Below are 12,535 nucleotides of genomic sequence, written 5' to 3' on the forward strand. Positions count from 1 at the left end.
ACGCATTACAACGCAGGCTTCCAACTTGCGTTGCGCAGCAGCCAGTGGCCGTCGATGTACTGCCAACCGGTTTCCACCGCGAATACTTGGCCACTGTCGGGCAGCAGTCCATCACTGCCGCCCGTGGCCAGCAGGTTGAAGCGGGCGATGGCGTTGCTGGGATCGAGCACCTCGACCTGGATCGGGCCGATCTTCGCGCTTACCTCGCGGTAGCGCAGAAACAGGCCAGCAGCAAGTTGATGCGCGCCGCGTTTTTCCAGCCCCTGCTCGCCGATGAAATCGGTTGCCAGCAAATCGCGCACTGCAGTGGCGTCGCGGGCATCCATTGCCGCCTGCAACGCCGCAAGCTGCGCCCGCACGGCCTGTTCCGGCACTTGTTTGTGGCAGGCCGCGGACACCATCAGTAGCAAGGTCGGCACGGTGGCGAGCACAATGCGGGGAAATACATGGAAATTGCGCATTGCAGCATTCCTGCTCTTGACCAGATCGGCTTGTCACGCATCGGAGGCTATGCTCAAATCAAAGCGGAATCCATACGCCGCCGCACCTACTGCGCCGGCTCACTTGCAGGGGAACAGTGCATGCGTTCGCAACAGCCTTGGTTAGACCACTACCCCGCCGGCGTGCCCGCCGAAATCGACATGAACGAGTTCGCGTCGATCACCGATGTGTTTGACAAGGCAATTGCGCAGTATGGCAATAAAACCGCCTTCATCAATATGGGCAAATCGATCACCTATGCCGAACTGGATCGCCTCAGCCGTGATTTTGCCGGCTATCTGCTTGGCGAGTTGAAACTTAAAAAAGGTGATCGCGTCGCGATCATGATGCCTAACTGCCTGCAATATCCAGTGGCGATTTTTGGCGTCTTGCGCGCTGGGCTGGTCGTCGTCAACACCAACCCGATGTATACCCCGCGTGAGCTCAAGCACCAGTTGGCAGACTCCGGGGCCAGTGTCTTGTTGGTGATGGACAACTTCGGCAACGTGGCGCAAGAAGTGTTGGCGCAGATGCCGGGCGTGCGTGCCATCACGACAGGGTTGGGCGACATGCTGGGCTTCCCCAAGGGCGCGCTCATCAATTTCGTGCTCAAGTACATCAAGAAAATGGTGCCCGACTACAATATTCCGGGTGCGGTGCGCTTCGGCGACACCTTGACACTTGGCCGCATGCACCAGCTGCCCCAACTCCGCAGTACGCTGGACGACTTGGCCTTCCTGCAATACACCGGCGGCACCACCGGTGTCTCCAAGGGCGCGATGCTGACCCATCGCAACCTGGTGGCCAATATGCAGCAGGCGGCGGCGTGGGTGGGGGCCAATATCAGGCTTGGCGAAGAAACCATCGTCACCGCGTTGCCGCTGTACCACATCTTCGCGCTGACCGCGAACTGCCTAGTGTTCATCAAGTTCGGCGCAAGTAATCTATTGATCACCAATCCGCGCGATATGCCCGGTTTCGTCAAAGAACTCAAAAGTACCCGCTTCACTGCGATCACGGGTGTCAACACTCTGTTCAATGGCTTGCTCAACACCCCCGGCTTCGAGCAAGTGAATTTCTCGCATCTGCACCTGACCTTGGGCGGTGGTATGGCCGTGCAACGGGCCGTGGCCGACAAGTGGAAACAGGTGACTGGCACCACCTTGGCGGAGGCCTATGGCCTGACCGAAACGTCGCCCGCGGTGTGCATCAACCCGCTGGATTTGCGCGCCTATAACGGCTCCATCGGCATGCCGGTGCCATCTACGCTGGTCTGCATCAAAGGGGAAGATGGCCAAATCCTGCCCATGGGCGAAATTGGCGAGCTCTGTGTCAAAGGCCCACAGGTGATGAAGGGCTATTGGCAGCGTCCCGAAGAAACCGCCAAGGTCATGGATGCCGACGGTTGGCTGCATACCGGCGATATGGCCAAGATGGACGAACAAGGTTATTTCTATATCGTCGACCGCAAGAAAGACATGATTCTGGTATCTGGCTTCAACGTCTATCCCAATGAAGTGGAAGACGTGATTGCAATGATGCCCGGTGTGTTGGAAGTGGCCGCCATCGGCGTGCCGGATGACAAATCCGGTGAGGCTGTGAAGGTGTTTATCGTCAAGAAAGACCCAGCATTGACGGCCGATGCAGTAAAGGCGTTCTGCCGCGAAAACATGACCGGCTACAAGCAGCCGCGTTTTGTCGAATTCCGCAACGAATTGCCCAAAAGCAATGTCGGCAAGATCCTGCGCAAAGAGCTGCGCGAGCCCGCCAAAACCTGAGTATCGGCGCTGTCAGCGCCACGCATCAACCCACCCCGGATGCCCTGCACCCGGGGTTTTTTTGTTGCACTTTCAACCATTTGGGCGCATAGAGAGCTCGGGCCAACACACGCCGCTTCCTCCGCACCCTGCCGCGCTGGCCCACGCTGGCAGCCTCTGTCTGGAGCGATCATGGCCACTGCAACTATTGAACAACTCTCCCCCAATCCCCGCTACTCCACTCTGCGCACACACGCCACTTCCGATGGCACTGTGCATTGGTGCCACATGCACGCCGATCTGGTGCAACGCGCCGGCCGTGCCTGCTTCAAGCCGGCACTGGTAGCCGAAATTCTGCAATACCAACATCTGCTCGGCGCTCGCCTGCAAGTTGAAGCACAACAACGCGACGGCGGGTTGCACCACGTGGTACTGGCCTCGGACTGCGATGCATTCAATCTAGGCGGTGATCTGGAATATTTTTGCGATGCGATCCGCAGGCAAGATCGCCCTGCCTTGCTGACCTATGCACAGCAATGCGTGCGTGGCGTACATGCATTTCATGCGGGGCTGGATGCGGGCGCCCACAGCATTGCGCTGGTGCAAGGCGATGCCTTGGGCGGTGGCTTTGAAGCTGCACTGAGCTGCCACACCATCGTTGCCGAGGAAGGCGTGGGAATGGGCTTGCCGGAGGTATTGTTTGACCTATTCCCGGGAATGGGCGCGTATTCGTTCCTGTGCAAACGCATTGCTCCGCATCAGGCCGAAAGACTGATGCTCTCCGGTGATATTCATTCCAGCGATGAGTTGTACCGAATGGGCCTAGTGGATGTGCTGGCGCCCCGCGGTCAAGGCCAGTTGGCGGTGGACGAGGTCATTCGCGGCAATCGCCGCATCGCGCACGCACGCAGCGCCATGCACAAGGTGCGCGCGATGGCCCAGCCGATCAGCTTGGAGGGCATGATGGCCATCACCGCAGTGTGGGTGGAGACCGCATTGCAGTTGGGAGAAAAATCCCTGCGCACCATGGAACGGCTGGTACGTGCGCAGTATCGCCGCCACGGCGAGCCGGTAACGGCACACGCCTGAGTCCCCGCTATGGTGTTTCCTCGCGCGCCGGCACCCAGCTGCCGCGCGCCGCGAGTGCTTGCTCACCACGCCGCAGGCAGTCGGCCAGGGTATCGCAATGACGCTGACCATCACGGGCCAGCTCGATGCCACTCATTCGCATCAGCGCACTGCTCAAGGTGCTGCATTGGCGCAAGCCAAGATTGCTGGCCACGCCCTTCAACGCGTGCGCCTGATCACGATACTGCTCCCAATCAGCCACCACGATCGCCTGCCGCATCCGAACCAAGGCCATCCGCGCATCGGTCACACATTGGCCGATAAATTCGGTTTCGAAAGCTTTGCCCATGCCGAGTGCGGCAAACTCATCCAATGCCGTTGCATCGAGTACTTGCGCGTTGCTGCCATGTTGCAATTGCACCGCCGGCTCGGCTTCACCCGGCCGCTCCCCGGACACGATTTCGGCAATGGCTTCAAGTAACCGGCCTGCGGTAAACGGCTTGGTGATATACGCGCGTGCGCCCGCATTGCGGCAGGCTTGCAGGGTGTCGGCCATCGCATCTGCACTGACCACAATGACAGGTGTCGCCTCATGCCGGCCAGCCTCCATCACCCGCAGCTGCCGCAGCAGGTCAATGCCACTCATGGATGGCATGTGCAGGTCAATCAACGCCAGATCAAAACCGCCGCTGGCCAGAGCCTCCAATGCCGCTTCGCCATCTTCCACTGCCATCACCCGATGCCCTGCCTTTTGCAACACGGTTTGCAGCAGCAGGCGATTGGCAGCGTGGTCATCGGCGACCAAGATACGCAAGGGCTTGACTCGTGCACGATGACGCAAGAAGGGATCGGCAAAATCGATAATATTCAGCGCCGGTGCCGGACTTGCCACCTGCACAGGTGGTGGTGTCGGAGCGGATTCAAAGCTTGCGCATTCCAACGCAACTGGGACTTCAAACGGCAATTCAATCCAGAAACGACTGCCAACATGCTCACGGCTTTCAAACCCGATGCTACCCCCCATCGCTTCGGTCAAACCCTTGGCAATGGCGGTACCCAGCCCGGTGCCGCCGTGCCGGCGCACCAAGCTGTTGTCGGCCTGTTCAAACGCATCAAACAAGCGCGCGCGCGCTGACGCAGGGATGCCAATTCCAGTATCCGATACGGTAAAACGCAAACGCACATGGCCATCGCTGGCAGCCGCTTGCGCCACCGTCATCCGCACCTCACCCTTCCGGGTAAATTTGATGGCATTACTGAGCAGATTCACCAATACCTGCTGCAAATGCCTGGGATCACCGCGCAACCTTGCCGGCACGTCGGTCATCAACGTAACCACGTAATCCAGCTGCTTGTTGCGCGCCTGCGGGCGCAGCATCAAGTTGATCTGATTCAGCAACACGGGCAACTCGAATGTTTCCTGGCGTATCTTCAACTTGCCTGCTTCGATCACTGAAATGTCCAGCACATCCTCGACCAATGCCAGCAGCGAACGCGTTGCTGCTTGCAGGGTTTCCAGATAACCGCGTTGCTCGGCATCCAGACGGGTGCTGGCCAACAATTCGGACATACCCGAAAGCCCATTCAATGGGGTGCGAAACTCATGGCTCATGTTTGCCAGGAAGCGGCTCTTGGCCTGATTCGCGCGTCGCGCGTCTTCCATCGCAACAGTCAAGGCTTTCAACAAACTGGCGAAATACAGCGGTACCGCCACCACCCCCAACAGCAATCCCCATGACAGATAGGGATTTTGCTGCCAATACGCCGTCATCGCCGCCATGCTTCCAAAGGACAGCGCCGCCAACACGGTTGCGGCATATAGATAACCCGAGCCGTAGCGCAAACCATTGCCGATGGTGACCCACAGATACACGGCATACAGCGGCGCGGCCTGCTCGCCCTGCAAGTACATGACGCCGCCCATCGACGCATAATCCGCCAGCATGCCCAGCCATCGACGCGGGTGCGAGGGGGCCGGCGACGCTACGATGGCCGCCAGCAATACCACCGACAGCCCCAACTCGGCCAACAAAATCATCCACGTGGCGCGCAACTGCGGACTAGCGTCGCCTGAGCCGACTAGCCACCCCAAATACAGGCAGAACAAAAACGTGATGACAATGCGCACAAAAACTTGCGTGTGCTCGCTGTCATCACGCTGTTGCAACTTTGACCAAATGAGGCCGATACCCACGTGCAAGCCCTCAACCCGTGGCTCGGCCGGGTTGGACATGGGAATACCGATCGCAGATGTCGTAGATGCGCGGCAAATTGTTCATCAATGCACGCACGCACCCTGGATCCAGCATAGTGCCGCTTTGTGAGCCGATGTATTCCAGTGTGCGCCCAATGCTCCACGCCTGCTTATAGGGCCGTGGCGACAGCAACGCATCGAACACATCGGCCACCGTCACCACCCGCGCTTCAATCGGAATGGCGTGTCCTCGCAACCCGTCCGGATAGCCGCTGCCATCCCACCATTCATGATGGCGCAGGGCAATTTGCGCGCCCACTTGGATAAAACGATTCTGGCTGTCTTGCAACAGTTCGTAGCCGATCCGCGGGTGCTGCTTCATATGGTCACGCTCATGCGGTTCCAACGGGCCGGGCTTCATCAAGATGGCATCGGGAATGGCAATTTTGCCAATATCGTGCAGTGGTGCCGCCAATTCGATCAAACGCACTTGTTCTTCGGGCAAGCCAAGTCCTTCTGCAATCACCCCTGCCACATGCGCCATGCGTTCCAGATAAGCGCTGGTGCCGGTATCACGGAACTCGATGGCGCGCGCCAGCCGCGACAGGGTTTCGCGCTCGCGCTCTTCCACTTCATGCATGCTGGCCAGCAAACGCTGCTCCAGTGACAACGCACGTTGCTTGACCGATTCGGACTGCTGCCGAAGTTGCAGCAGATTACGACAGCGCGCACGCACGTCACGAGGTTTAATGGGCTTGACCACAAAGTCGATGACACCGGCATCCAGCGCCGCCTGCCGCACTGGCGCATCCTCCACCACCGTGACCAGCACGATGGGCACATCCCGATTGCGCAGCGATTTGCGAAATGCCCTGGCCAGTTCCAGCCCATCCATGCCCGGCATGCGGTAATCCAGCAGCAGCAAGTCGGGGCGATTGTCCTCGCACCAATTCAGTGCGTCTTCGGGCACGCCAAAATCATGCACATTGAGCTGCGGCCCGATTTCCTGAACAACATGCCGCATCAACGTGCGGGCCGACGGCAGATCATCCACAATCACGACGTCCATGCAGCACCCCCTTGCTTCCGGCAAGCGCAAGACACGCGGTAGGCCTGATCCTCCGCGCATTCATCGATAATGGCAATAGGCTGGGTGGACTACAACGACTCGATCAATTGGCAAGCCGTTCAATCTGCATGTTTGCCAACCACAGCTCGCCCGCAACTCGCTGCCCGGCTCCACCCGACACCGGGTTGGTGAGCCGTAACCACTGCCCCTGGCAGCTTTTATCGGGAACTTCGAAGTCTCCGGTCAACTGGCGCCAACCAAAACTACCATCTGCTGGCAGGCTCAACGCCACTATTTGTGGGCCCGACTGACACGCCAACACCCACCGCAACCCCAATTCGCTCGCCAATGCCTGCCCGCGCACCTGCACTGTCAACCGATAGTGCCCTGGCATCAACAACAAGGGATGCTCCAACCCCGTACTGGGAATACCGCGATCCATAAAACTAACGTGCACCTGATGCGTGGGTGCTGCCGCCTGCCGCTCCACGTTCAACAGCACACCGGGGATGTCGCGCAGGTACCAATCGAAGCCAGCGCTACTTGGAGCCGTACTGAAGTCGCCATTGAAAAGCGTCGGCAGCCTGCCGCCAGGCTTGACCACGGTATCCGCCCAGCGCGCATAGGCCTCGCCCCAACGGCCCTGTGCCATCAGGCTATTCAACCAATGGGCAAACTCCTCAACACTGAGCCCACCACGTGATTGCAGGCTTTGCATCACTTGCGCCTGCGCCTTGTCATCCGTACGCGATTGCAACGCCTGTAGCATCGCGGCACGCCACGGCGGATTGGTACGCAAGCTGGCGGCCAGCGCATCGGCAAAGGCCGGTTCCTTCGCCATTTGCACCAAGGCTGGGGCCAGCCTGGCCAGTCGCTCCGGCGCCTGCCGAAACACGATGTCAAACTGCTGCATCGCACCGGGATAGTCGTGCTGCCGCAGCGCATATTGGGCTAACCACGCATGCGTGGGGAGGTCTCGCGGCGCGCGGCGTGCGGCGATGTCAAACAACTTTTTCGCCTGTGCGCGATCGCCGCGTTGATCGGAGATCATCCCCAATTCTCGAAATGCCTGCCCACTCAATGGCTCGTGTGCCAGCAATTGGCGTGCTGTCTGCGCAGCCGACGCAAGATCCTGCCTGGTGCGTTGCTGTTCGGTGAGCTGCAGGAGCGCTACCGGATCCGCGGGCCGCCAGGACAAGGCTGCCACCGGATTATCGGTCGCATCGCGTTCGGCCAGTATCTGCCCAACCAGCCGCCACGCTGCGAACAACAGCACACCAGAAACGATAATCAAGACAACGTTGCGAGCCGTGGTCATCATTGCTCCTGCCCCATTCCTACCCCGGTCACCAGCCAACGGCCTTCGCGCCATTGCAGTACGGCAGTGAACGTGCCACCACCGCTACCATCCGGTTGCGATGGAAACCGCAATACAAGGTCTGCGGCATCGGTACCAATGCGCCATTGCACAGCGCCAAAACGTGGCGCCCCCGCAGCATTCAATGTCTTCCGCATCTGCTCCGCAGAGACCTGAATCCCGGGGCTATTCCAGATCGACGGTGACGGTCGCTGCAATTGCTGCATATACCGCAACAACTGGTCCGCGACCTGCTGCGCAGCAGCGATTTGTGCCTGTGATGGCAATGCCGCATGGGGCGGTGAGATGGGTTCGACAACAGGTGCTGTCATTGTCATGTCGGCAACCACTGCAGGTGCCGTCACTCCAGGTTGCGATGATCGACTATTGCGATGCGAAACAGGGCTTGCCGCCGTTGTCATCGGAATGGATGCCGCTCTCGCCTCGCCCAATCCGTGCGAAGGCACCACAGGAAGTGCACTTGCCATCCTGCCAGGCTTGACGTGCGCCGCAGTCGCGGCGGGAACCCGCGGATCCGGTGGCGCTGCATGCTGGTGCCGCGCTGCTTTGGTAACTGGCTGAGAAGTACTCGATATTGCTGACTGCGCTTGCGCGGGTGCCGAGGCAACGTCAGGCTCGCCCCATGCCAACTCAGGCTCACGACGCCAATCTTGCAACACCATCCAGAACAAGCCACCACACACCAGCAGCAACATCAGCAATGGCAGCCGGCGCAGCCAACGATGCAGCGGCGGAACGGGTGGCGGCTCTGCACCCCATACCCGCACGACCGGCATGGCGCCAATATCCAGCGCCGCTGGCAAATGGTCTGTTTGGCGCAAGTGGGCATCATATTGAGCACGCTGTGCGGTATTGCGAAGACGCTGCCACGCGACGTTCACCCGCGCTGCAAATACCGCATCTCCGGCATGTTGCAATCGATCTGGATGCAGCCATCGCTGCAACAAGCGATGGTGGGTTTTGATGACGTCCTGCGATGCGTCATCGCTGACACCCAGGATGCGGTAGGCATCTGCCTGTGGAAACAGCAGGATTTCGCGAACATAGAACTGGGCAGCTTCGCGCATACGGGACTCCGGTTCACCGAAGTGTTTGGCCGCAATGGCCAATGACTCAGGCGAGGTTGTCGCGGCTATTCCCAGCAGTTCGGTGATCCCATCCGGCAACGGGCGCTGTCGCAACGCATGCCGTTCACCCGGCGCATGCAACAGTGCTACCGCCCACTCCAGCGCGTCCCCATTCGCGCCGCTCATCGATCAGCCCTTGGTCAGCCTTGGCTTGTTGCCATAGGCGTAATACGACTCGTATTGGTACCCGTAGCCATACCCATAGCCGGCAGTACGCGCGTCGTATTTGGTCAGCAAACAACCGACGATACGTGCCCGTGCCGTTAGCAGTCGTTTCAGCGCAGCTTGTGCCGCACCGCTCTTGGTTTTGCCACTGGAGATCATCAACAGCGTGCTATCCACCGAATTGGCAAGTATCGGCGCATCGGCCAAACCCAATACAGGCGGCCCATCAACGATGACGTGGTCGTAGCGCTCGGATGCGACGGTGAGCAATGAAATCAGTTTGGTACCGGACAAAAGCTCGGCAGGGTTCGGTGGCAGCGGCCCGGCCAGAATCAAATCCAGACGTTCCTCTCCCGATGGCTGTACCACGTCGGCAAAGCTGCATGCACCTGACAGCAGGCTACTGAGGCCATGCTCCGCACGCAGGCCAAAGGCTTTATGCAAGGAAGGATTGCGCAGGTCGGCGTCTACCAACATGACACGCTTGCCAAGCTGGGTGAGGTTGCGCGCCAACGCCTGCGCGGTGGTCGATTTACCCTCCCCAGGGCCACTGCTGGAAATCAACAACGTTTTGGGCACGCCATGATCCGTTGCAAACTGCAGCGCCGTGCGTACCGAGCGATAGGCCTCGGAGAACGACGACTGCGGATTGCTTGCAACCGCCGCCATGCTCTCCTTCGGCCCCAATTTAGGCACCACACCCAACACCGGCATTTTGAGTTTCTGCTCGATGTCTTCAGGGGTCTTGAGTGTGTCGTCCAAGAACTCCAGTAGAAACGCAATCAGCACACCCAGCATTGCGCCCAACAAAACCCCCAGTGCCAGATTCCGGATCAGGCTGGGCTTGAAACGCCCATCAGGCACTTCGGCACGGTCGATGATGGAAATGTTGTTGGAACGTACATCACCGGCAACGCCCACTTCCTTGTAGCGCTGCAGCAGGCCGTCATAGAGCTGACGGTTGGTGTCCACTTCGCGCTTCAGAATGTTGTACTGGATGCTGCGTCCATCCACATCCAGCGCCTGCGTGCGCAGCGCTGCAATCTGGCCCATCAACATCTGTTCCTGCTTCGCGGCAGCATCATACTCGGCTTTGACTGATGCACGAACCCCTCCAATTTCCTGCCCAATCTGGCGATCCAGCTCATCCACCTGACTCTTGAGCTGCCGCATGTCCGGATAGTCCGGCTTGAAGGTCTGCAGCTTCAGCTGATACTGCGCCTGCAGCGCACCCTTTTGCTGCTGCAAATTGCGAATATTGGAATTACCGATCATATCCGCCGGCATCGCCCCACCGGAAGCCTGCTGCCAACGCGCCTGCGCGCGGATGCGCTGATCCTGCGCGGTGGCCAACGCCGCATTGAGCTGCGTCAGATTCTGCACCGCAAGCGATTGCCCTTTGTCACCGGTATCGACCAGATTCTCCTGCTGCGCGAACAATACCAACTTGCGCTCGGATTCTTCCAACCGCGCCTTGGTCAGCTTGAGCTGGTCTTCCAAATAGGTCTTGGCATATGACGACGCGCCAAAGCGGCGCTCCAATCCGGCAGCAATAAAGCCATCGGCAAGCGCGTTGGCAGCGCGTGCCGAGAACTGCGCCGACGGGCTATCGAAGTTGATAACCACCAACTTGGAATTACGAACAGGATCGACGCTCAAACCTCCAGCAACGATGCCGGAAGCGCTCTTCAGCAAATCCTTGGCCTGATTGGCGGGTTTGTCAGCTTTGCCACTCGTCGCCTGCCTGGATTTTGGCTGCAACAGGGCCAACATGCGGTCCAACCACCCGGGCGCATATAGACGATCCATTGCCGCTTGATCCATGTGCAATTCACTCGCCACACGCTCACTCAAGGATCGGCTCTTGATCAACTCGATTTGCGTCTGCAGGAAGTCTGGATCCCACCCACCCAGATCGCTTCCCGGCTGAATTCCATCAACCTGAATGACCTGACTACTTTGCTTTTCAATTTGCAATACCGCCGATGCACGATAAATCGGTGTCGCCAGCAAGGTCGCCAGCAAGGCCAACGCAACCACTGCAATCAGAATGCTGGCAATCAATCGACGCCGTTTGACCAGAATGTGCCAATACGCCAATAGGTCGATCTCGTCCTCATCGCGGCGATCGCTTTGCTGCAATTCATGTACCAATAACGCGGATGCCCCGCGTTGCGGCAAGGCTGGATAAGCGACAGATGATTGAAGCTGCTGGCCAGCATCAGCCGAGGGGGTAGGCAAGCGATCATGCGGCATGCAATTTCGTCCTTGAATGAATTCAGAATAACCAACCGAAAACACCAAGCGCCGGCATGGTTTCGATGAAGCGGCGATAAGCCGACTTGCTGCCGGAAGCCTCGACGACGATGATGTCGTCTCCATAAACCTGTGGATCTTCCATTTTCCCGCGTCGTACCGCACGCAGGTCATAGACGGCAGCCATGCGCTTGCCATCGATTTGCCGCATTAACACGATGCCACCCAAATCGGCAATTTTGTCATCCACGCCACCCGACAATGCAATCGCTTGCAGTAATGTGGTTTTACCCGTAATCGGATAGATGCCCGGCTTGACGATTGCGCCTTCAAGGGTGATGCGCTGGCTTGCGTACTCTTTGACAAACACGCTGACTTGGGGGTTTTGCAGGAATCCGCTGGCGTACTTCCCGGCGAGGTCTTGCTCCAATTCCGGAATCGTGCGGCCACCGGCCATCACACCGCCAATCAAGGGCAGTGAAATCTGACCGTTGGAATTGACGCGCACCTCCTTATCCAGGTCCTGCACACCAAACACGCTGATCTCAAGCAAGTCCTGTGCACCAATGCGGTAATCACTTGCGCCCTCATAAGCACCCGATGCGCTGGTGGTATCCGGGGGTGGCAGCTTGTTGCCAACAACCTCATTGCTGACGATTGAGGAATGCGACTGGCCACTGGATGTGCCTGTGCTCGCGCATGCCGAAAGCAATAACAGCATGGAAACCAGCAAGATGGAAAGCACGTTGCGCATGCACGAACCTCGTTCTCGGACCTAGCATTATGCGTGGTGCGTCGCAGTACGCAACTTCGCAGCTGAACGCAGCCACTGCAGGCAAGCACAGTTCAGCGACAAATTGCCCTTGCTCGCCTGCAAGGGCTTGCCATCACAACCTACTCCTGTAGAATGCGCGGCTCGCAACACCGGGCGGTTAGCTCAGCGGTAGAGCATTGCCTTCACACGGCAAGGGTCGCAGGTTCGAACCCTGCACCGCCCACCAATCAAATCAACGGCTTAGGCCGTTTTTTTGTGCCTGCAAT

The 12,535-nt window shown here is 58.8% G+C and carries 9 protein-coding genes and 1 tRNA gene; 3 read left to right on the forward strand and 7 right to left on the reverse strand.

Features of this window, described 5'->3' with window-relative positions; all coding sequences use genetic code 11:
• Window positions 1–5: 5 nt before the first annotated feature.
• Entirely contained in the window at window positions 6–461 is a 456-nt protein-coding gene (locus QWB57_RS06795; RefSeq protein ID WP_288968892.1) for a hypothetical protein, read from the reverse strand.
• A gap of 120 nt (window positions 462–581) precedes the next feature.
• Between QWB57_RS06795 and QWB57_RS06800 the strand changes: the two genes are divergently transcribed.
• Window positions 582–2,258 carry an AMP-binding protein gene (locus QWB57_RS06800; protein ID WP_223628509.1) on the forward strand — a complete coding sequence of 559 codons (1,677 nt, stop codon included), beginning with the start codon at window positions 582–584 and terminating at the stop codon, window positions 2,256–2,258.
• A 171-nt stretch (window positions 2,259–2,429) separates the two neighbouring features.
• Window positions 2,430–3,326: a crotonase/enoyl-CoA hydratase family protein gene (locus tag QWB57_RS06805; protein ID WP_223628505.1), complete on the forward strand. Its 897-nt coding sequence runs from the start codon at window positions 2,430–2,432 to the stop codon at window positions 3,324–3,326.
• 7 nt (window positions 3,327–3,333) lie between these two features.
• Here the strand turns inward: QWB57_RS06805 and QWB57_RS06810 are convergent, their stop codons facing one another.
• The 6 genes from QWB57_RS06810 to QWB57_RS06835 all read right to left on the reverse strand — a co-directional run bounded on the left by QWB57_RS06810 (window position 3,334) and on the right by QWB57_RS06835 (window position 12,248).
• Entirely contained in the window at window positions 3,334–5,538 is a 2,205-nt protein-coding gene (locus QWB57_RS06810; protein WP_288968895.1) for an ATP-binding protein, read from the reverse strand.
• Complete coding sequence (locus tag QWB57_RS06815; protein WP_223628499.1) at window positions 5,510–6,568, reverse strand: two-component system response regulator; 1,059 nt, start codon at window positions 6,566–6,568, stop codon at window positions 5,510–5,512. The genes QWB57_RS06810 and QWB57_RS06815 overlap by 29 nt, the downstream gene beginning before the upstream one ends.
• 103 nt (window positions 6,569–6,671) lie before the next feature.
• Window positions 6,672–7,886, reverse strand: a complete 1,215-nt coding sequence (locus QWB57_RS06820; RefSeq protein WP_288968897.1) for a hypothetical protein — start codon at window positions 7,884–7,886, stop codon at window positions 6,672–6,674.
• The gene (locus QWB57_RS06825) at window positions 7,886–9,199 is read right to left on the reverse strand and encodes a DnaJ domain-containing protein (RefSeq protein ID WP_288968899.1); all 1,314 of its coding nucleotides are present in this window, start codon (window positions 9,197–9,199) and stop codon (window positions 7,886–7,888) included. The genes QWB57_RS06820 and QWB57_RS06825 overlap by 1 nt, the downstream gene beginning before the upstream one ends.
• Before the next feature lie 3 nt (window positions 9,200–9,202).
• Window positions 9,203–11,494, reverse strand: a complete 2,292-nt coding sequence (locus QWB57_RS06830) for a polysaccharide biosynthesis tyrosine autokinase (RefSeq protein ID WP_223628493.1) — start codon at window positions 11,492–11,494, stop codon at window positions 9,203–9,205.
• 22 nt (window positions 11,495–11,516) lie between these two features.
• The gene (locus QWB57_RS06835) at window positions 11,517–12,248 is read right to left on the reverse strand and encodes a polysaccharide biosynthesis/export family protein (protein ID WP_223628489.1); all 732 of its coding nucleotides are present in this window, start codon (window positions 12,246–12,248) and stop codon (window positions 11,517–11,519) included.
• A gap of 172 nt (window positions 12,249–12,420) precedes the next feature.
• Between QWB57_RS06835 and QWB57_RS06840 the strand changes: the two genes are divergently transcribed.
• A tRNA-Val gene (locus QWB57_RS06840) sits at window positions 12,421–12,495 on the forward strand.
• Window positions 12,496–12,535 lie beyond the last annotated feature (40 nt).

Source organism: uncultured Thermomonas sp., assembly GCF_937872235.1.
In the GTDB taxonomy this organism is placed as follows: Bacteria; Pseudomonadota; Gammaproteobacteria; order Xanthomonadales; family Xanthomonadaceae; genus Thermomonas; species Thermomonas beijingensis.

What these genes read in the sequence shown, in the direction of transcription:
- QWB57_RS06810 (WP_288968895.1), bottom strand. Translation starts at nt 5,538, where the DNA reads ATGTCCAACCCGGCCGAGCCACGGGTTGAGGGCTTGCACGTGGGTATC.
- QWB57_RS06795 (WP_288968892.1), bottom strand. Translation starts at nt 461, where the DNA reads ATGCGCAATTTCCATGTATTTCCCCGCATTGTGCTCGCCACCGTGCCG.
- QWB57_RS06800 (WP_223628509.1), top strand. Translation starts at nt 582, where the DNA reads ATGCGTTCGCAACAGCCTTGGTTAGACCACTACCCCGCCGGCGTGCCC.
- QWB57_RS06825 (WP_288968899.1), bottom strand. Translation starts at nt 9,199, where the DNA reads ATGAGCGGCGCGAATGGGGACGCGCTGGAGTGGGCGGTAGCACTGTTG.
- QWB57_RS06820 (WP_288968897.1), bottom strand. Translation starts at nt 7,886, where the DNA reads ATGACCACGGCTCGCAACGTTGTCTTGATTATCGTTTCTGGTGTGCTG.
- QWB57_RS06830 (WP_223628493.1), bottom strand. Translation starts at nt 11,494, where the DNA reads ATGCCGCATGATCGCTTGCCTACCCCCTCGGCTGATGCTGGCCAGCAG.
- QWB57_RS06835 (WP_223628489.1), bottom strand. Translation starts at nt 12,248, where the DNA reads ATGCGCAACGTGCTTTCCATCTTGCTGGTTTCCATGCTGTTATTGCTT.
- QWB57_RS06805 (WP_223628505.1), top strand. Translation starts at nt 2,430, where the DNA reads ATGGCCACTGCAACTATTGAACAACTCTCCCCCAATCCCCGCTACTCC.
- QWB57_RS06815 (WP_223628499.1), bottom strand. Translation starts at nt 6,568, where the DNA reads ATGGACGTCGTGATTGTGGATGATCTGCCGTCGGCCCGCACGTTGATG.